Below are 21174 nucleotides of genomic sequence, written 5' to 3'. Positions count from 1 at the left end.
CGGCCACCTCGTTACTTAGCTAAGCTCATTATGTCTTGATATAGGTCCGGACGACGGTCACGGAACAGGCCCCACGCGTGACGCGCTTTCGCAGTGGCTTGTAGGTCAATTTCCGCATAGATGATGGTTTCACCTTCTCTTGGAGCTTCTGCTAACTTACCACCGGTATGATCAGTGATGAATGATGAACCATAGAAGGTAGTTTCAATGCCGTCATCCACTTCTATCCCAACACGGTTAGACGCGATAACGGGTACAAGGTTGGCAGCCGAGTGGCCTTGCATAGTACGCTGCCAATGGTCACGTGAATCCAGAGATAGGTCTTGTGGCTCTGAACCAATTGCTGTTGGGTAGAAAATAGCTTCTGCACCGTTGAGCACTAAGCAACGTGCCAGCTCGGGGAACCATTGATCCCAACAAATACCAGCACCGAAAGTACCGAACTTGGTTTTCCATACTTTAAATCCGGTATCGCCAGGGCTGAAATAGTATTTCTCGCTATAGCCAGGGCCATCTGGAATATGGGATTTGCGATAGTTTTCTAGTACTGTACCATCTGCATCGATCATCACTAAAGAGTTGAAAAAGGTGTTTCCCGCTTTCTCAAAATAGCTCACAGGTATAACTACATTCAGTTCTTTAGCTAGCGCGCTAAGCTCTTTGATCAGACGAGAGTTATCCGTTTCTTCAGCAAGTTCAAAATACTTGGCTTCTTGCTTCTTACAAAAGTAAGGCGCTGCCATGAGTTCTTGAGGTAGTACAACATTCGCACCATTTGCCGCCGCTTCGCGAATCGCACCTTTGATTTTTTCTAGATTCGCTTCTAAATCCCAAGTTTTGGTTAACTGCATCGCAGCAAATTTAACTACTCTACTCATCGGATCTTCCTTTATCTATTCTTTGTTTGAGGCTGACTGAGTGCCTGTCATAGCAGGCACTTCTTGTTATTTTCTGAATTAGATTGCTAGTTTGTCGCGTAAGTTGTAATAAGCTGCCCCCATCGCTGTCATCGGGATAGCAAAATGACGACCGCCAGGGAACGCGATGTGGGTTAAATCAGCGAACGCGTCAAAACGTTCTGCGTGTCCGGTTAGTGCTTCAGCCAACAGTTTGCCGGCAAGGTGAGTACAAGTAACACCGTGGCCACTGTAGCCCTGTAGGTAATAAATATTGTCTGCAAAAGCACCAAATTGCGGCATGCGGGAATAAGTCAGTAGGAAGTTACCCGTCCACTTATAATCAATACCGATACCTTTTAATTGTGGGAAGATCTTCTCCATCTTAGGACGAATGATGCCTTCGATGTTCTCTGGGTCACGAGCACCGTAAACTACACCGCCACCAAATAGTAAGCGCTTGTCTGCGCTAAGACGGAAGTAGTCCAATAGATAGTTGCAGTCTTCAACACAGTAATCTGATGGCAAGATCTCTTTAAGTTGCGCCTCAGAAAGAGGCTCTGTTGCTACCACCTGAGTACCACAAGGGATCGCTTTATTACTGATGTTTGGAGCAAGCCCACCAAGATAAGCATTACCCGCTAAAACAATGTATTTCGCTTTTACGCTGCCTTTTTCTGTGTGAGCAACAGGATTAGCACCTTTTTCCAGTCGAGTAACGCCAGACTGTTCAAAGATTTGTCCACCAAGTGCCGTCACAGCCGCCGCTTCACCTAATGCCAGTTTGAGCGGATGAATATGACCGCCACGCATATCCAGCAGAGCGCCTTTATAAGCTGTAGTACCGACAGCGGCTTCCACTTCGCTCGCATCCATCATACGAAGCTGATCGTTGCCATAGCGTTCCCAGTGTTTTTTGTGCTCTTCTAGACCTTGTAATTGCTTATTATTCAGAGCGGTAAACATTCCACCCTGCTTGAAATCACAATCAATATTATGTTTGTCGATAAGGCCGCGAATGATATCACCACCTTCAAAAATCATGTCGCACAGTGCTTTAGCTTGCTTTTCACCATAGCGACTTTCAATAACGTCTACGTCACGGCTATAACTGTTAACAATCTGGCCACCATTACGACCTGTCGCGCCGAACCCTACTTTCGCGTTCTCCAGCACTACAACCTTAAAGCCTTTTTCTGCTAAATGAAGCGCTGAAGAAAGACCCGAGAAACCCGCGCCTACGACACACACATCACACTCAATATTGTCTTGTAGTTGTGGGTACTCACTTACATTCGGGATTGAGTGAGCATAATATGAATCAGTATGTTTGTTCATGGTTACATTCCTTTCGATTACAGCTTCAGGCTTAAGGTTGGAGACGAATCCATGTCGTCTTGGTTTCAGTGAATTTTTCGATGGCATGAATCGACTTATCACGTCCATTACCACTCATTTTAAATCCACCAAATGGGACGGTCATATCGCCCTCGTTGTAGTTGTTCACCCACACAGAGCCAGCTTCTAATTGCTTAGCAACTCGATGTACGCGATTAATATTGTCACTCCAAAGTGCGGCGCCTAAGCCGTACTGAGAGTCATTGGCGATAGCGATGGCTTCTTGTTCTGTTTTAAATGGAATGACGCACAATACAGGGCCAAAGATCTCTTCTTGGGCCACACGCATACTGTTGTCCACATTATCGAGAATCACTGGTTCAACAAAGGCGCCTTTACCGGCTACGTCGCCACCACAGCGTAGTGTTGCCCCTGCATCTTGACCTAACTTAACGTAATCGAGCACTTTTTCTTTGTGTTGGCGGTCGATGAGCGCCCCCATAGAAGACGTTGGATCCATTGGATCTTTAGGCATGAAAGCTTGAGCTGCGCTAATTACTTTATCGATAAATACATCTTTAATGCTTTCGTGAACCAAAAGGCGTGTTGCTGCTACGCATACTTCACCTTGGTTATAGAAACAACCTGCAGCTGTTTCTGCGGCTGCGCGGTCAAGATCGGCATAATCATCAAAGACAATATTTGCGTTCTTACCACCCGCCTCAGCCCAAACTCGTTTTAGGTTAGTTTCGCCCGAAGCAATCATTAGATGACCAGCCACTCGAGTAGAGCCTGTAAAGGCAATACAATCTACATCCTTGTGACGTGCCAACGCTTCTCCCGCTTCATGGCCAAAACCAGTAATAACTTGAAATGCACCTGCAGGAATACCTGCTTGATTCGCCAATTTGCCTAGAAAGATCGCCGTCAATGACGACTTTTCTGATGGTTTTAGGATGACACTGTTGCCCGCCGCCAAGGCTGGACCTAACTTCCAACAACCAATCCATAGCGGGAAGTTCCAAGGTACAACAGCAGCGACAACACCGATCGCTTGATGAGAGATAAAAGCATGAACATCTTTTTCTGTAGGTGCAACTTCGCCATAAACTTTATCGATGGCTTCGGCATACCAGCGAATAGATTTCGCTGCGCCGGGAATATCCGTCGACACACTGTGTGCAATCGGCTTACCAGTATCAAGTGTTTCTAATAGCGCTAATTCTTCAACATTTTCATCAATAAGAGCAGCAAACTTCAACAGTACGTCTTTACGCGCCGCTGGAGCAATTTGACTCCACTCACCTTGTTTAAATGCTTGTCTTGCGTAATCTACAGCACAATCAACATCGGCAGTTTGGCAACGTGCAATATTAGCAATGATTTCATCGGTAGCTGGGTTTACGACCTCTAGCGTCTTGCCATCTGCTGCTGCGGTATACTCACCATTTAGAAACGCTCTTTGCTCGATATTTAGAGCATTTCGTTGTTCAATCCATTGTTGCTGCGTTTTCATACGCTCTCCTTGGTTACCTCAAGGCGCTAGAATGCTTTTGGCGTGTGTGCACTTATCATTCTGCAAGCCTTATCGGAGTGATTAGTAAATTTATGTGGAATCGTTGTATCAATAACGTAAGACTCCCCTGCCTTTATTAGGTAGGTCTCCCCGTTATATTCAAGTTCAACTTCACCACTTAATACGGTGCCGACTTCTTCACCTTCGTGTTTGATATTGGATGCGCCCGTTGTACTGTTAGGCCCATACTCTTCAATAAGAAAGCCGATTTCTTGTTTATTGCTGCCATTGTTAACCAACTTCATTGAGACACTTTCACTGCCAATTTCAATGAGGTCTTCTGGTTTAACCACAACCTTAATCTCTTTATTTTCTTGTTGCTCAAGAGTAAAAAACTCAGAAAGAGACAACGAAAAAACGTTCACTATTTTTTGCAGAGAACTCACCGAAGGACTCACTTTGGCATTCTCGATTGAAGAAATAGCGCTGTGGGTGATGCCCGCTTTTTCTGCCAGTTCTCGTTGTGAAAGTCCTCGCTCTTTTCTTAGTTGAGCGATATTTTTACCAATCTGGTGGTTATCCATGCATTCAGCCTCTAAATTACTGTGAAGCTGACATAATAAATTCTTTAAATAAAATTTGTGAGAAATGATTGTGTTTTGCTTGCCATTCTGGGTGCCACTGCACGCCGACAAAATATTTTTGACCAGGCAGACTAAAAGCTTCTACAAGTCCATCAGGCGCTTTAGCTTCTACTTTTAATGTTGTAGCTAGCTTCTCAACCCCCTGATTATGTAGTGTATTTACTTCAAACTTCTCCGTTTGGCCCCATTCTGCTTTCACTAACCATTGTTGAAAGACGCCGTCGTTCTCAACGTAAACAGGATGAGCAGGAGCATATTTCTCATTAAAATCTTTTGATTCGCTTTCACGATGGTCATTGAAACCCGCTTCATGAACTGCAGGGTTTAGGCTTCCTCCTAACGCCACGTTCATCTCTTGGAAACCACGACAAATACCAAGGCACGGAATGTTCATATCTATAGCACGGCGTATAAGCTGAATCGCTAATTCATCTCGCGCTTCATCTTTCTTCAATTCTTCATGTGAACCGTTGTATCGATGAGGTGCCACATTGGAATGACTACCAGGGAATAACAGTCCATCACAAACCGCCAATACTCTATCTAGCTCACTCTCTTCTATTACAGATGGAAGAATGATGGGTGTGCCGCCGAAGTCTTTCACTGCTTGAAGGTAGAACTCATTCAATGCCTGTATCTGATATCCAGCGAGCTCTTTCTTACAGCTTACGAGTCCTATTATTGGTTTTCTTATCTCAGACATTGTCACACTCACGTTCGATTTATTTAACAAAAACCGTACAACCCATGTACAAAATTATCAACACAAGTGTTCAAAATAGGTTCCAAATCGTGACTTTGATCTCTATTTTGTTCAAAAAAAGCACTAATTTTGCTCGATATATTGAGCAAAAGGCGATCAACTGTTACAAATTAGTTAACGTTTAACAAGGTCGAAATAATCGCCAAATTAAACAAATCACAATAAAAACAATTACATAAGTTTATAAAACAGCCAAAAACCCCATTTAACACATGGCTTTTGTGTTCTTTTTGTTAAACACTAAGCTAACTTTTCATCAAAGAGTGGGGCCACTAGGAGTAGTAAAGATGGATACCTATTTACAGGAAGTTAAAAATTTTCGACAAAGTTGGCCAGAAATTAAGTACGTTGATCTCATTTTCACTGATGTCAATGCGACACCGCGCGGTAAACGCATACCGGTAGATGCCTTAGACAAGTTAGTGAAAGGTGTTGCTCTTCCACTTTCTACTATTACGCTCGATACCAAAGGTGCCGTTGTTGAATCTGCGGGGTTAGGTGAAGATCTGGGCGAGCCTGATAACCTTTGCTTCCCAGTCGCTGGTACTTTGCTGCCAACGGCAAAGGAAGGTACCGGACAACTACTACTCAGCATGATGGAAGACGATGGAAAAACCCCTCACCGTCTGTTTATTCGCAACATCATCGACCGTATGTTGAATACTCTACATTCAAAAGGTATGTTTCCAGTTGTTGCTTTGGAGCTTGAGTTTTACCTCATTGATAAAGAACGCGGTGAAAATGGTGAACTGCAAACCGCTATTAATCCGACGAAGAATCGACGCGAAAGAGATACCGAAGTCTACGATGTCGATGGACTTGATGATTATGCTGACTTCCTTGCTGAGCTTAACGCTGCGGCCGCAGATCAAGGTTTAAATACGGCCGGTGCGCTATCAGAATCTGCACCGGGTCAGTTTGAAATTAACTTTAATCACTCACAAGACGTACTTCGCGTATGCGACGAAATCATTTTCTCTAAGCGTCTTATTAAACAAATCGCCCACAAACACGGTTTTGATGCCACATTCATGGCAAAACCTTTCCTTGAAGAAGCAGGAAATGGACAACACATGCACATCAGCCTTATCGATGAGCAAGGCGATAACCTGTTTACCAATAAAGACGATGACTCTGCAAGTTCACTGTTCTACCAAACTATGGCTGCAATGTTATCGCAGATTTCGGATGCGATGGCCCTCCTATGTCCCAACGTGAACTCTTACCGTCGTTTTGTGCCTGGTGCTTACGTACCAACAAAAGCGGACTGGGGTGAGAATCACCGAGGCGTCGCCCTTCGCGTTCCAATTAGCGACGGTAAAAACCGTCGCATTGAACACCGCATCGCAGGTGCGGATGTCAATCCATACATTCTCGCTGCAGTAGTACTCTCAGCCGTATTAGCGAGTGATAACTATACCCAAGAACAATGTCCACCAGCTCTTAGTGAAAACGCCGTAGACCTACCAACACGTATGTCTGATGCACTGACACAGCTTGAAGCCAGTGAATTAGGTGCCTTTTTCTCTCAAGACTTTATTGATATGTATCTCGCTTGCAAACGAAGTGAACTGGCCGAATTCGAGCGCATTATTACACCGTTAGAAATTGATTGGATGCTTCACTCTGCATAACGAAAGGAATGAGTTTTATGACTACGCAGACAAAGGCGCTGGAGGCGCCGCTCAAAATAAGCAGTAAACATTTGGCGGTTAGCCTTACAATAGTCTTCCTGTTTATTACCTTTACCTCGATTGGACTCAATCATGTCGAAGGCGAAAGCTACGGCTGGTTGGCACTGTTACCGACATCGTTAGTGCTTGTATTTGCATTAACCACACACCGCACCGTTGAAGCACTATTCAGTGGCACAATTGCCGGTGTATTACTGCTAGACCCAACTCAAGCAGTAGAGCAGATCGTTGGCATTTCGATGGATGTGATGATGAATGAAACCATCGCATGGATCATTCTCGTTTGCGGTCTAATGGGGGGCCTGATCGCCATTTTAGAGAAAGGTGGTAGTATCCTTAGCTTCAGTGACATGCTGGTGAACAAAGTTAAGAGCCGTAATCAATCGCTATTGATGACATTTTTTCTAGGTATTCTGATTTTCATTGATGACTACTTAAACGCCATTGCGATTTCGTCATCAATGAAGAAAATTACTGATGGCTACCAGGTTTCACGAGAGAAGCTCGCTTATCTTGTTGACTCGACGGCAGCACCTATCTGTATTCTGGTGCCAATTTCTACTTGGGCTATCTTCTTCAGCTCACTACTAGAAGCCAATGAAGTAGCAGAACCAGGACAAGGTATTGCTGCCTACATTCAAGCTATTCCGTATATGGCGTATGGCTGGGTAACGTTGGCGATTGTTTTCTTCGTAGCTATTGGCAAAATGCCAGACCTAGGCGCAATGAAAAAAGCAGAAGAGCGCGCTCGCAACGGTCAAGTTAAACCAGATGGCGCAACAGATATCGATTTTGGCGCTGACATCAAAGCACACTCAAACCCGACTATGGGACTAATCAACTTCCTATTACCAATGGTTGTTTTAGTCGGTGCCTCTTGGTACTTCGGTATTGACCTATTAGCTGGTGTGTTTGTTGCCATTATCTTTACTATCTGTTTCTACGGCATTCAAAAGTTAGTCACCATGAATGAACTGTTCGACGCAGTGTACGATGGCATTAAGGTCATGCTTCTGCCTCTCGCTACTGTTATCGGCGGCTTTATGCTTAAAAGTGTTAACGATTCTTTGGGTCTGACTCAGTTTGTTATCGAAACCGTTAGCCCATACTTGTCAGCTCAATACTTCCCAGCGCTTATATTCCTTGTGACAGGCGGGTTGGTATTTGCATCTGCATCATCTTGGGGCACGTTTGCAGTTGCCATGCCAATCATTCTTCCTCTTGCGGAGCAAATTGGTGTTCCACTGCACTTAACCATCGCCGCTATGCTGTCAGCATCAGCAGCAGGTAGTCACTCATGTTTCTTCAGTGACTCAACGGTGCTATCGGCTCAAGGCTCCGGCTGTACATCAATGCAGCATGCCGTAACGCAGTTCCCATACGCGTTAATTGGTATTGTCGCGACCACCCTATTCTTCATAGTCGTTGCATAACCGCGACCTAAGAATGCCAAAGGGATACCTACTCAGCAGGTATCCCTTTTTTTCGTTTTCTAGCTTTATGATTCCAAAAAAGTAGCACCTGTTCTCACTTTCCTACAAATCTGTGTCTTACACTCTTAAAGCATTTAAACATAATAGCCTTGCAAATTGTAAGTTATTGTAAAGAGTATCATTCTTATTTAGTTAATTGATTTAAATCAATTTCACTCAATCCGTTTTGTTGTTTTATTGTGATACAAACGACCATACTGTAACTGCAAAATCGGATGTATTGCAGCTGAATGGACGTGCACAGTGTTAGTTATTTATCTGATTAGCATTCGCTTTTAAAGACATTTCAAATCATGGAGATAAAAATGAAACACCATAGTGGCGCAGGAAAAGGGCAATGCCCAGTGATGCATGGCAGTCATACTCGAGTTGGTGGCAAAGGTACACAAAACCGACAATGGTGGCCAAATCAACTCAACCTCAGAATTCTTCACCAGAATGATCAAAAAGGTAACCCGTACGATCCTTCCTTCGACTACAAGAAGGCATTTCTAACACTTGATCTAATAGAAGTTAAGCAAGCTATCGAAACGGTTCTTACCGATTCAAAAGACTGGTGGCCCGCTGACTATGGGCACTACGGCCCATTTATGATTCGTATGGCTTGGCACTCGGCTGGCACTTACCGTACGGCTGATGGACGAGGCGGCGCTAACTCCGGCAACCAACGTTTTGCGCCACTAAACAGCTGGCCAGATAATGGTAATTTGGATAAAGCTCGTCGCCTGTTATGGCCAGTAAAACAAAAATATGGCAAAGCTCTCTCTTGGGCGGATCTGTTTATTCTTGCAGGTAATGTTTCCATTGAATCAATGGGTCTTAAAACCTTTGGTTTCGCCGGTGGCCGTGAAGATATTTGGGAGCCTGAGGAAGACGTTTATTGGGGTATGGAAAGTGATTGGCTCGGTGATGAGCGTTACTCTGGCGATCGTCAACTAGAGAATCCACTAGCAGCGGTACAAATGGGACTTATATACGTTAACCCGGAAGGACCAAACGGTGAGCCAAGCGTACTTGCCTCTGGCCGTGATATCCGTGATACGTTCGCTCGAATGGGCATGGATGACGAAGAGACCGTTGCTCTTGTTGCCGGTGGTCACACATTTGGTAAAACGCATGGTGCTGGCGACCCAGAACTAATGGGCCCAGAACCGGAAGCGGCACCAATGGAAGAAATGGGCTTCGGTTGGCGTAACCGCTTTGGTAGTGGTCTGGGTGATGACACCACTACCAGTGGTATAGAAGGAGCTTGGACTCCAAACCCGATCCAGTGGGACAACGGTTACTTTGATATGTTATTTGGCTACGATTGGGACCTTGTTAAGAGCCCTGCTGGGGCTTGGCAATGGGTACCTGTTGCGGTTCCAGAAGTCCACATGGCACCGAAAGCCCATGACGCGTCACAGAAAGTCACCACCATCATGACCACCGCCGACATGGCAATGCGTATGGACCCAATCTACGGGGAAATTTCTAAACGCTTTCATGAAAACCCCGACCAATTCGCAGATGCTTTTGCACGCGCTTGGTTCAAACTAACTCACCGTGATATGGGACCTAAAGCTCGCTATCTCGGCGAGGAAGTACCTAGTGAAGATCTCATTTGGCAAGATCCGTTACCTGCGGCTTCTGGCGAACTGATTAATGAGTCAGATATTAAAGAACTGAAGCACAAGATTCTTACTTCAGGGTTAACCGTTTCTGAACTGGTATACACAGCGTGGTCCTCAGCATCGACCTTTAGGGGCTCTGATTTCCGCGGTGGCGCTAACGGTGCACGTATTCGCCTTGCACCTCAACGCCAGTGGGAAGTAAACCAGCCAGCGCAACTTGAGCGTGTATTGGCAACGCTTGAAGCAATTCAAGAGGAGTTCAACCAAGCTCATGGTAACAAAGTGGTTTCCATTGCGGATCTGATCGTTCTTGGCGGTAGCGCTGCCATTGAAAAAGCAGCCCAAGATGCCGGCAGTACCGTTGAGGTTCCTTTCGAAGCTGGCCGTGTTGACGCATTAGCATCGCAAACGGATGAAGCATCCTTTGATGTTCTAGAGCCAGTCGTTGATGGTTTCCGTAACTACGCACAAAAAGCCTACACGGTGTCTGAAGAAGATTTACTGCTAGATAAAGCTCAACTGCTGACACTAACGGCACCGGAAATGACGGTTTTGATTGGTGGTTTGCGTGTTCTAGGTGCAAACTTCGGCAATAGTGAGCACGGCGTTCTTACAGAGCGTAAAGGTGTTCTTAGCAATGACTTCTTCATCAACCTAACCGATATGAATGTCGAGTGGCGTCCGAGTAACGAAGAGGCTACCCAGTTTGTCGGATTAGAGAGAGCAACAGGTGCAACCAAGTGGAAAGCCACACGCGCTGACTTGGTGTTTGGTTCGAACTCGCAACTGCGTGCGTTAGCAGAAGTTTATGCTTGCGATGATGCCAAAGAGACCTTTATTTGCGACTTTGTTTCTGCATGGGTCAAGGTGATGAACGCCGATCGTTTCGACATCTAATTACGATACATACATAAGAAAAAGCCACTTGTACTAAGTGGCTTTTTTGTTTCTAGGGTCGGTTCAGTATTAACCTAACTCCAGTTAAGTACTCTTACCTCATTGCCTTCTTCTGGCTTTCGAGGAATGTTGAGTGACAATAGTAATGAAATCGCGGCCATTCCTGCGCCAATATAGAACACGCTTGAAGGTGAAATCAGCCAGATAAATCCGAAGGTAACAGGAATGATAACAGCTGCAATATGGTTAATGGTAAAGGATACTCCCGCCGTAGACGCCATATCCGCTGGGTCTGCGATCTTTTGGAAATAGGTTTTGATTGCTAACGCAAGCGCAAAGAAAAGATGGTCAACAACGTAAAGTGCCGCTGCCCATTCTGCCGTTTGAACCAGTCCATAACCCACAAAAACAAAGATCAGTCCAACATACTCAAACATAAGCGCCTTACGCTCACCAACCACACCAATAAACCGACCGATTTTTTTAGCAAAGAGGAAGTTAAACAAGTAGTTAATCAAGAACAGAAGCGTGATATCAGAAACGCTGTAACCAAACTTTTCCACCATTAAGAAACCAGCAAAAACGGTAAAAATCTGCCTTCTTGCACCACTCATAAAAGTAAGGGCGTAATACAGCCAGTAACGCTTACGCAGTACCAGTTTTTTAGTCTGAGGGGTTTCTGTTTGGAATTGAGGGAAAGACAAGGCAATAAACAGCACTAATACAAAGCCAATGCCACCACTAATCCCGTAAACCCATATATAATCCAGCTTGAATACTTCAACCATCACCCATAACGCGCCATAGGTTAATAGAGAAGCTAATGCTCCCACAGAAATGAGTTTGCCCAGCACTTCAGGCGCTTCTTCTTTGCTTAACCATTGCAGTGACAGGGATTGTTTAAGTGTCTCAAAGTAGTGAAAACCCGTCGACATAATTAATGTGGTAATTAGCAAACCCGCAACCGAGGGAAACATACCCGTAATCGCCGCTCCAAAGGTCAGCAGTAACAAAGAAACAATCATGAACTTCTGTTCTCGAATGAACAGTAAGACAAAGACGGTAGTGAAGGCTAAAAATCCAGGAATCTCACGAACGCTCTGCAACAGACCAATATCAGAACCATCAAAATTGGCTTTCTCAATCACAAAATTGTTCAGCAAAGCCATCCAACTCGAAAACGCAATTGGCACTATAATCGAGATTATGATGAGAAAGTTTTTTGGGGTTCGCCATCCGCTAGCGCTTTGCATTGAAGACATTATCAATTCCTAAGGAGCTATTATTTTTAATATGGGAAATGTATGCTCACGATTAGACATGAGTTTTAGTGGAGTCTAATACGTTGACACAGATAAATAAATTAAAAGTCACCACCTGCAACTTGTGTAACTTTGTTGAACCACCGTTTGCCTATTATGAGATGGAGAACATCTACACGACAAAACAATGGCAACAAAAAACAGAGTGGCTGAAGCAAACGCTGATCGAACTCGACTCCGATATCATTGCTTTCCAAGAAGTGTTTTCGATTGAAGCGTTGCGGGACTTAGTTAAATCATTGGGTTATGGTTATTTTACTTACAATACTGAGCCACGGTTAGAGTCCGGATATATATACTCTCATCCTGCTTTGGCCATTGCCTCTCGCTATCCAATTGTCCGTCACTCAAATCTCACTTCCCTAGCTCCTTTTGAAGGAGAGTTCAGCCGTCCAGCATTACACATTTCCGTGAATATCGATGGACTCGGGGAGTTGGACATGTACAACGTTCATCTCAAGTCAAAAAGACCAACGCTTCCTGACGAGAGTCTAGACGACAAGTCTACTGTCGATGCTTGGCTCGTTGAAACGCAAGGTCAGACACTTTCATCGCTGATACGAATTCAAGAGGCAGGCGCGTTGCACCAAGCTATAGTGCAAAATAAGCAACGCTACCAACGACCTTTTCTACTGCTTGGCGATTTCAACAACAATATTGGCAGTAACGAATTCGAACCGTTTCGAAGCCAATACCGTCATCGAAGGAAAGATACCCTCGCAGACATCAAAGCTTATCATTTTCACGACAGTTGGGATTTAGTGCCAAAAGGTAAGCCGGTTCGTCCTGTGGATGAGATTAAACCACCTATCACTCATTACTATGGCGAATCTGGCAGTCGATTAGACCATATTCTTCTATCCAGCGAGTTTTGCCCTAACTATGAACGCTCAATGTTTGAGGTGACTGACTATCAGCTCACTAACAAGCATATTATTGACCCCATATTTGGCATTGATGACCTCAGTACCGACCATGCTTTGGTTTCCGTCTCGTTTGAAACGCGTACCTAATCTCAATCCAATAAGATAAAGCGCTTGCTTATGATAAAAAATTCAATTAGTTATAGGAGTTAACAACATCACAAGCGAGGAGGCTGACATGAACGTTATTATTCGACCAACAGAACTACGAGACGCAGAGGGTCTGAGTCAGCTCTATTCGCAACCAAAAGCACAACGAGAAACCCTACAACTGCCCTTACCTTCGGTCGCAATGTGGCAAGAAAGGCTAAGTAATATACCTGCTGGAGTGTATAGCTACGTAGCCGAATTAGACGGAAAAATTGTCGGTAATATTGGACTAGAACATTCTCAGCGCCCAAGAACGGCCCACTGTGCAAGCTTTGGGATTGGTGTTCATGATGAATATCATGGTTTAGGCATTGGAAGCCGACTGGTGGAAACCGTGTTAGACCTAACAGATAATTGGCTCAATGTTCAAAGGGTACAGATCGAAGTAAACGCCGACAATAAGGCAGCTATCGCCCTCTACTCTAAATTCGGTTTTGAGATTGAAGGTGAGGCGCTGTGCTCAGTCTTTCGAGACGGCGAATTTATATCGACGTATTATATGGCTCGATTAAAAGATCAACTGTAGTGACAATTTTACCAAGAACACGAGATCACCGTGTTCTTGGTATTGGCTTCACTTCTGTCAGCAAATCTGTCCTGCTCCCACTTTACTATCTTTATCACAATTAACCGCAACCTGAGCCGCAAGTCTCAACCCCTCGACAATCTTATCCAACGACATAGTAGGTAGACTGTTGTCGGTATCTTGCTCAGGTAACAATGGAACATGAATGAAGCCATGTTTAATACCACTACCCCGCAAGTAATGTTGCACACCATAAAATAGGTGATTGCACACAAACGTCCCCGCAGTATTGGATACCTGACAGGGAATACCCTGTTGTTGTAGTGTTACTGTTATCGCCTTAATGGGCAGCGTGCTGAAATACGCATCGGGTCCATCGCTCACAATAGGAACATCAATTGGCTGATTGCCGTTATTATCAGCGATGCGAAAGTCATCGATGTTAATAGCAACTCGCTCAGGTGTAATCGCAGCTCGTCCTGCACCTAGCCCAACACTTAGAACTACGTCGGGTTGGTGAGTCTCAATAGCGGCAACCACTGTGTCGATAGATTCATATCGCGTGACGGGTACTTTGCATACCCGTATTTCTGCACCTTGGAGCTGCTGATTGGATAGTCGTTTAATCGCTTCCAACGCAGGGTTAATCATGTTATCTCCAAACACATCAAAGCCTGCTATCAACACTTTTTTCATTTACTACCCAGCCTATTATTGGTTTCTTGGTTTAACTTAGGTAGAGTACGCCACCAATCATTATCTGCAAGAGATAGAATCTGATGAATATTGAAAATGATGTAATTGAAACGCTTGAGCAGCTAGAGAACTTTCTCATTCAAGTAGAAAGTGGTGCATTGGGACTAAAAGACGTCGCTGGCATCGCGTTAGCAACCTCTAATTCTGATGGTCGTCCATTTGTTGCGGTATTAAGCGACAAACACGAGCTTCTGCTAGGTCGTTGGGTATCTAAAGATGTGTATGAAAACGGCAAAGAACTAGTGAGAACTGGTCCAAAGCGTAACTAACATCGCCGACAGATAGAAAGTAAAAAGGTCTAGACTGTGCTAGACCTTTTATTTATCACAACAACTAGTACTTAACTTGATAGTTCAAAGTAAACGTACGTCCGCGACCTTTGTAGTCATATAGTGCTGGAGTACCGCTATACCAGTATGTTGCACGCTGGCTCCAAGTGGTTTGGTAGTCAGCATTGAACAGGTTTTTGATACCAAACCCAAGGCTACCCACTGGCAGCTTGTAACTGCCCATCAGGTCAACAACGGTATAACCTTCAAGTTTACGATCATCCGCATCTTTGTAATCAAACGTTGATAAGCTTTGTAGCTTCACGTTGTAGTTTTCTTCATACCAACCTAACCAAGCACTCGCTTTTGGAACACTGGCTTCCATCGCTTTATACGCTTCCCAACCAGAGTCTGCTTTCTCTTCAGAAACCACATAGTGGCCTGTAGCACCTAGTTGAAGATTGTTGGTCGCCCAATATGTTAACTGAGCTTCCGCACCGTAGATACGAATTGGGTTGGAAATACCTTTAATACTTTGATCCGCCGAGTATTCAACCGAGCCATCAGAGTATGAATAGTATGCCGCCGTTTGCAGCGACACTTTGTCCCAATCATTGCGATAACCCACTTCGTAACTATCGGTGCGAATACCATCTAGTTTAGTGTCATTAACATTAACTGATGGATCTTTGCCGTAGTACTTCGCTGGGTTCGCCAGGTCAAAGCCTTGAGAGAAGTTAGCCCAAACTTGGGAGGTTTGATCAAGATGGTAAATAGTGCCCAAGTTGAACAAGTTCGCAGAATAGTCCGTTTCACCGCCCGGAACGAGCGCTGTACTCGCGTTTTTCTTGAAGTCATCTACTTTGGTGTTCATGTACTGATAACGATAGCCACCTTGAAGCGTCCAATCGGTGGTCAGTGCATATTCAGCTTGAACAAAACCCGCTAAGGCATAGGTATCAATCCCTGGATAACGTCCTTGAATAGAATCAATTTTGTTAACCAAGCCACCAGTATTTTCCGTGATGGTTTGATTATAAAGTGCCTGATCGCTTGAGAATCGGTCAATAAAACCATCAACACCATAAGTTAATTGCAGCTTATCAAACGACTTACTTAGCGCCGTTTTTAGCGCGAAAATATCGGTATTTTGGTTAGATGAACTTAACTTAAGTGATGTTCCACCATCTTGGGTGTATGGCGAGAACGTATGATCCTCCTTACGATACGATAGCTCAGCAATGAGCAAATGATTCAGGAAGCTTTGATTGGTGTATTGCGCACTTAGCATATAGCGCTCAGTGCCCTGCTGACGATCAGCTTCATAGCCTTTGCGAACATCAACAAACTTATAGACACCATTGCTGTCCTTCTCAAAATACAAACCGTAAGGCGAATCTTGTTGACTATTATAGTACTGAGCTAACAGGTTAAGGTCTTGAGTATCAGTAAGACTAATTTGCATATTACCCAATAAGTCGACTGTCTCGTTAAACTGAGTCGAGCCTTGGGTAATATCTGGCGTCACCATCTTGCCATTCGCGTCGTAGTAAGCTTGTGTCTTGTTGTAAGCAACCGATGCACGACCGCGCACTTTGTCGTTACCACCTGAAACAGACTGAGCGAGCTTATAATCCCCGTCTTCACTAGAGTTAAAGCCTGATGTACCACCGACAAATGATTCAAATTGAAGATCGTTGCTTTGTGCTTTTTTAGTCACAATATTGATGACACCACCACTCGAACCAGCACCATAAACCGATGTCGCACCTGATAGCACTTCTATGCGTTCGATATTGAACGGGTCAATGGAGTCTAATTGACGACTAATAGAACGAACTGACTGCAATGACACGCCATCAATCATTACCATGATGCTTCGTCCACGCAGGTTCTGCCCCGAGTGCGTTCGACCACCACTATTTACATCAAGTGAAGGCACAGTCGCCGCAAGGATTTCATCCAAGCTCTTGCCTGCGCGATATTGTTCTTCAATTTCCTCTGTACCCACGTACCAAACCGTACCCGGAATTTCACTGATACTTTTTGGAGTACGGCTCGCTACTACCACCATTTTTTCATCGGTATTAGTAGCGGTATTTGACGATTCAGTTTCCGCCACTGCTGAAGCTGAAACACCTGACACTATCATGGTCGCCAAAATGGCGTTAAGGGGGAACTTCCTTGAGCTGATTTTCATTTTCTGACTCTTTTACATTTTTGGTTATTAACTCTAATTATCGGCAGTGCTGTTGGTGTAGCACGCCCATCCCACAAGCGAAACGAATGATAAATGATAATTATTACCATTTCTATTACTAGTTTGTCACGTTTTGCAATAATTAGTCGTTAATAACCCAGTTATATAATTGATGCTTTTGTTATTTAAGAAGTAGCTAATTCTTTTAATGCCCTTTCTTCATAACGCTCCATCTTAATGTTTCCCCAATTCATAAGACCATTAACAGCCTCAATATCAAAAGCAACTTGACCTGCAACTTGATTTATTATTTTCGCCGCACGCCATGCTGCCAAACTTAATTGCGGCTCAGCAATTCCGTGTGAATGTAAACCGGCATTCACCACAAATACATTACCTATTTCATCGCCGTCACTCAGTTCAATAGAAAATGCGCCATTGAGTCGAATCTGTCTGTTTTGGTCACGCTCAAAGCTACTTTCAAGTGCTTTAGCACAGGAAGGCAATTGCCCTTGATACCCCGTTGCCAGAATGACTATGTCGGCATTGTCTTCCTCGTCTGTTTCAGTAATTGCGTTAGCGTAGTTGAGCTTCAGCCCTTGTGATGTTTCTTCCATTGCTGTCAGAGTGCGATGTGGGAGAAGCTCTATCCAACGCTCTTCCTTCATAACGTCAAATCGTTGATATAACTCTTGATATATCTCCAATAGGCATTTCTGAGTAACGCCGTCAGACGTAAGTTTTTGATGGGCGATTTCACGTTGTTTTACCCTGTCGTTTAATCCAATAAACGTATCAACGTATTCTGGGGTAAAGTATTCATTGGTAAAGGCAGCTTCATCTAAAGGTTGATAGTTCGCTCTTCTTGTCACCCAGTTCAAGTGGCTTGGTTTACCCCATTTCTCCCTTAAAACATTTAGGAATATATCAGCACCAGACTGTCCTCCTCCGATAATGGTGACTCTTCTTCCTGTTAAGTTACGCTCTCGCAGACCAATTTCGGCCGCATGAAATACATTGGCCCCTAGAGAAGGCTTAGTACATTCAGGGAAGTACGGCGTTTTGCCCGTTCCAAGACAAATATGGCGGGCACGATAAACCGAATCTTTGGTGTGTATGTGATATAAACCATCGTGCTTCTCAATATTCTGTACCGCACTATCAAACACAACGTTAGGCATATTTTTACTTGCCCAAGAAAGATAATCAGAAAATTCTTGTCTACTAATACAGCTCTGTTCCGTACTCAAAAAACGATAATATTTTTTATTAGAGACTAGGTAATTTAAGAATGAATATTCACTCATCGGACAAACTGCGCTCACAAGATCTTTTAAGAAATGAGTTTGCATATTGGCACCATCCAATAATAACCCCGGATGCCATGAAAACTCGCTTCGCGCCTCTAAGAATACGGTTTTTAATGTATTAACTTCATTAGACAGCGCAGCAATGCTCAAATTGAAAGGTCCTGCGCCTATCCCTACAAGATCGTATATTTCGTGTTGCTTTGAATTTGTCATAGTAGTCATCCTTATCGTTCTGAAAAATAAAGTGGGTTGTCCATATAAAGATCCATATCCGGAAGCATACGGTCGCTGCTGTTGTCGGTATCGTGCCTGAATTTAGACAGATTGAGGCCCAGTTTTAGGATCTGTGGTTTGAATAGATCCAGTGCTTCATAACGTGAAGCAAGCTCCGGATGTCTGGCTTGATATTGACGGATGGTTCTTGCTAATACGGAGTAAAACTCCAGCTCTGTCACCTCAATTTTCTCAAGCAGCGGAGATAAAAATCTCAGTACCGTAACGAAATGACCAGTTTGCAGATCATGAATGATCAGTTCTTCCGGTAGGCGTGTGGTGACTTGTTTGACAATATCTGGTAGTGCATCAAGCTCAGGAATATCCGTTTGAACTAACCGCATATCGCCTTGAAAATCTTTTAAAAGAATTCGCTCAGGAGTGCCGTCACGACATACAACTGTGACGTTTTGACCATGGGCGATGAGCGATATTCCATACTTCACCAACAAGTGGTAGTAAGGAATCACGACCGCGGTAAATAGTTTTTCCAGCCACTGCGTCGCCGTCAGTCCAGACTGGTTGATCAGTTCTATCACCACAGGTTGACCATGACTGTCTAACTCAAACAGCAATGCCATCAAGTAGGCGTGTTCACCGGGTTCCAGTTTACTTTCTGCGGATTCTCGCCAAATAACGCCAAGTAACTCGTGAAATCGATAGGGGGCGTCTTGTAACTGTGAATAGGCACTGGACGCTAAATACGCACTCGCCGGCTCTTCCAACGCTTGAGTACCTAGCCGTTGCAGCTCAAGATCTGTTTCGCATTTTTGTTTTATCCAGCTCGAAGCATAAGGTCCCGCTTGGATATATCGACTTGGAATGCCTCGATAACACGAGGTATTCATAATAGTAAGAGGAAGTTTGATATCAAACGCTGGAATGCCGCTCGAATCATCAATGACACTCAAAGTTCGAATGGATAACTGCGGCGAGACCTTTTTACCTGCACCACCAAGATAAACCAGTGTCTTATCACTTATCTCTTTAATGTAGGCCATCGCCAACTTATTCTCCCATTGCCATGGGTGAACGGGTATCAACAGATAGTCTTCTGGGTTCAGCGAATCTGCTGCAAGTTTGTTCTCAAACAACACCATTTCAGATGGAGATAACATGCTTGCCACAAGATCGTGATTCCAGTTTAAACCGCTGGTTATACCAACTTGTAAACTAGCGCGACGAATCGCCAACCAAACAAGCTGAAAATGACCACTAAATTCCGGTGCGTAATGTTCTAAGTCACTCACACCCCACCCTCTTCTTCCTTTGTTGAAGGCAAACTTGGGGTGCCCTGCAATCGCCGCTTGCTGTTCAATTAGGCTCATCGAACACATGTCACTCACAGTTCGCTTTGCATTCTCAGCCATCATCAAGCAATCGGAATACAACGTAGCGTTCATATCTTCGACGTGCTCAGCGACTCGATGATCACTCATTGAGAGATGAAGCTTGAGGTCAGCCAATAATAAGTTCGCCTCGATAGTGGTCTTATTTTGCTCTTCACAAACACGAACTAATGAGTCGGCATCAATGCGATAGCTGCCCCATATCTGCTTACGTCCCTGAAAATGATACTGAGCGTTGCCGATACGAGCGGCACAGAGGTTTGAATCTGAGGTCTCTCCTATCTCATACGCACCCTCGTAGTGAAACTCACTGATGATTTTTGCCACCAAATTCCGATTGGCGCGCGACCAATACTGAGAAATAGCCTGACTAGCATCCATACCCTAGACCCTCTCACTATCCATCGACCAAGCGAGATGGAAAAACACTTCTCGTTTCATCATCATTAATGCCGAACGTTTGTGTGGAAAGTTGAATTCAAACTGCTTTTCGAACGCACTGCTCGCAAGACGTTTAAACAGCTTCACGTTGTCGAATCTAGGTTCCATGACGATACGTTGCGTTCGAACATCGTCTAAGAAAGCGTAATGGCACAAGGCACGCAACCATGCGTCGAAGTACTGCTTGCCTCGATAGTTTTCGTCACCAACAAGCAGATGGATTCCTCGATCAAATTCCTGGCAATCATAATAAGGCGCTAACCTATCTTGGGCGGCCCAATACACTTCAAAATAGCCAAATGGTTGGCCGTCAATTTCGCCAATCAAAGGCAACGTAAAACCATCCGAGAATCGGTTTTCAACAAACTCTTCGAGCTTGTCTTCCGTCCAAGCTTGCTCCCAGAATTCAGCGACTCGAGGATTGTTCATCCATTGAGTAAAGCGAGCTAGGTCTTTGTCGAAATCAAACGTTCGAAACGATATGACTTTCTCTAAGGCAACATCAAATCGACGGTAAACTTCACCTTCGGGTTTAGGTGGACGTGCAGCCAAATAGCCTCTCGTAGGGTCGCTTTGCTGCTTGCTATAGGGAAAACGATCAGAAGACTGATGACAAAGGCCCGTGTGGTTGATTTGGAAGAAACAAGGTCTATCAATTCCCGTTTTATCCAACCACTGCAAAGGAAAACCTAAAAGCTGGCATTCTTGTTCTGTTAGCGACACCGCCTCTAAGTCGGGGTGGTGAGTAAACTGCGTCTCAACGTCACGCACAAGTTGTTCTGTATTCACGACGTAACCCTT

General features: G+C 44.4%; 17 protein-coding genes. 6 read left to right on the top strand and 11 right to left on the bottom strand.

What is annotated here, in order from left to right; genetic code table 11:
- Positions 1–11: 11 nt before the first annotated feature.
- The 5 genes from aguB to AWH66_RS11430 form a co-directional block, all read right to left on the bottom strand.
- The gene (gene aguB, locus AWH66_RS11450) at positions 12–878 is read right to left on the bottom strand and encodes an N-carbamoylputrescine amidase (protein WP_063603073.1); all 867 of its coding nucleotides are present in this window, start codon (positions 876–878) and stop codon (positions 12–14) included.
- 78 nt (positions 879–956) lie between these two features.
- Positions 957–2234, bottom strand: coding sequence for an NAD(P)/FAD-dependent oxidoreductase (locus AWH66_RS11445; protein WP_063603072.1), 1278 nt, complete (start codon positions 2232–2234; stop codon positions 957–959).
- Between the two features lie 31 nt (positions 2235–2265).
- Positions 2266–3750: an aldehyde dehydrogenase gene (locus AWH66_RS11440; RefSeq protein ID WP_063603071.1), complete on the bottom strand. Its 1485-nt coding sequence runs from the start codon at positions 3748–3750 to the stop codon at positions 2266–2268.
- 26 nt (positions 3751–3776) lie between these two features.
- Positions 3777–4334, bottom strand: a complete 558-nt coding sequence (puuR, locus tag AWH66_RS11435) for an HTH-type transcriptional regulator PuuR (RefSeq protein ID WP_063603070.1) — start codon at positions 4332–4334, stop codon at positions 3777–3779.
- A 16-nt stretch (positions 4335–4350) separates the two neighbouring features.
- Entirely contained in the window at positions 4351–5097 is a 747-nt protein-coding gene (locus AWH66_RS11430) for a gamma-glutamyl-gamma-aminobutyrate hydrolase family protein (RefSeq protein ID WP_063603069.1), read from the bottom strand.
- Positions 5098–5444: 347 nt separating this feature from the next.
- Here AWH66_RS11430 and AWH66_RS11425 point away from each other — a divergent pair, with 347 nt between their 5' ends.
- The 3 genes from AWH66_RS11425 (at position 5445) to katG (ending at position 10854) form a co-directional block, all read left to right on the top strand.
- On the top strand, positions 5445–6791 hold the full coding sequence (locus AWH66_RS11425) for a glutamine synthetase family protein (RefSeq protein WP_063603068.1): 1347 nt from the start codon (positions 5445–5447) through the stop codon (positions 6789–6791).
- 17 nt (positions 6792–6808) lie between these two features.
- Positions 6809–8284 (top strand): Na+/H+ antiporter NhaC family protein, encoded by a 1476-nt coding sequence (locus AWH66_RS11420; protein ID WP_063603067.1) that lies wholly within the window; start codon positions 6809–6811, stop codon positions 8282–8284.
- Positions 8285–8649: 365 nt separating this feature from the next.
- Positions 8650–10854, top strand: coding sequence for a catalase/peroxidase HPI (gene katG, locus AWH66_RS11415; RefSeq protein ID WP_063603066.1), 2205 nt, complete (start codon positions 8650–8652; stop codon positions 10852–10854).
- 74 nt (positions 10855–10928) lie between these two features.
- Here the strand turns inward: katG and AWH66_RS11410 are convergent, their stop codons facing one another.
- Complete coding sequence (locus AWH66_RS11410; RefSeq protein ID WP_143081496.1) at positions 10929–12107, bottom strand: MFS transporter; 1179 nt, start codon at positions 12105–12107, stop codon at positions 10929–10931.
- Between the two features lie 92 nt (positions 12108–12199).
- On the opposite strand from AWH66_RS11410, the gene AWH66_RS11405 reads away from it, so the two are divergent.
- Positions 12200–13189, top strand: coding sequence for an endonuclease/exonuclease/phosphatase family protein (locus AWH66_RS11405; RefSeq protein ID WP_063603700.1), 990 nt, complete (start codon positions 12200–12202; stop codon positions 13187–13189).
- Between the two features lie 88 nt (positions 13190–13277).
- Complete coding sequence (locus tag AWH66_RS11400; protein ID WP_063603064.1) at positions 13278–13775, top strand: GNAT family N-acetyltransferase; 498 nt, start codon at positions 13278–13280, stop codon at positions 13773–13775.
- 57 nt (positions 13776–13832) lie between these two features.
- On the opposite strand, the gene pcp is transcribed toward AWH66_RS11400, so the two are convergent.
- Positions 13833–14471 (bottom strand): pyroglutamyl-peptidase I, encoded by a 639-nt coding sequence (gene pcp / locus AWH66_RS11395; protein ID WP_063603063.1) that lies wholly within the window; start codon positions 14469–14471, stop codon positions 13833–13835.
- Between the two features lie 83 nt (positions 14472–14554).
- Between pcp and AWH66_RS11390 the strand changes: the two genes are divergently transcribed.
- Positions 14555–14800, top strand: a complete 246-nt coding sequence (locus AWH66_RS11390; RefSeq protein WP_063603062.1) for a hypothetical protein — start codon at positions 14555–14557, stop codon at positions 14798–14800.
- Positions 14801–14864: 64 nt separating this feature from the next.
- On the opposite strand, the gene AWH66_RS11385 is transcribed toward AWH66_RS11390, so the two are convergent.
- The 4 genes from AWH66_RS11385 to AWH66_RS11370 form a co-directional block, all read right to left on the bottom strand.
- Positions 14865–17000 (bottom strand): TonB-dependent receptor, encoded by a 2136-nt coding sequence (locus AWH66_RS11385; protein ID WP_063603061.1) that lies wholly within the window; start codon positions 16998–17000, stop codon positions 14865–14867.
- 185 nt (positions 17001–17185) lie between these two features.
- Positions 17186–18523, bottom strand: coding sequence for a lysine N(6)-hydroxylase/L-ornithine N(5)-oxygenase family protein (locus AWH66_RS11380; RefSeq protein ID WP_063603060.1), 1338 nt, complete (start codon positions 18521–18523; stop codon positions 17186–17188).
- 11 nt (positions 18524–18534) lie between these two features.
- Complete coding sequence (locus tag AWH66_RS11375) at positions 18535–20313, bottom strand: IucA/IucC family protein (RefSeq protein WP_063603059.1); 1779 nt, start codon at positions 20311–20313, stop codon at positions 18535–18537.
- A 3-nt stretch (positions 20314–20316) separates the two neighbouring features.
- On the bottom strand, positions 20317–21162 hold the full coding sequence (locus tag AWH66_RS11370) for a GNAT family N-acetyltransferase (protein WP_063603058.1): 846 nt from the start codon (positions 21160–21162) through the stop codon (positions 20317–20319).
- Positions 21163–21174: the final 12 nt, after the last annotated feature.

The organism is Vibrio barjaei, assembly GCF_001639065.2.
Classification (GTDB): domain Bacteria; phylum Pseudomonadota; class Gammaproteobacteria; order Enterobacterales; family Vibrionaceae; genus Vibrio; species Vibrio barjaei.
This window is presented reverse-complemented; position numbering and strand designations above follow the sequence as displayed.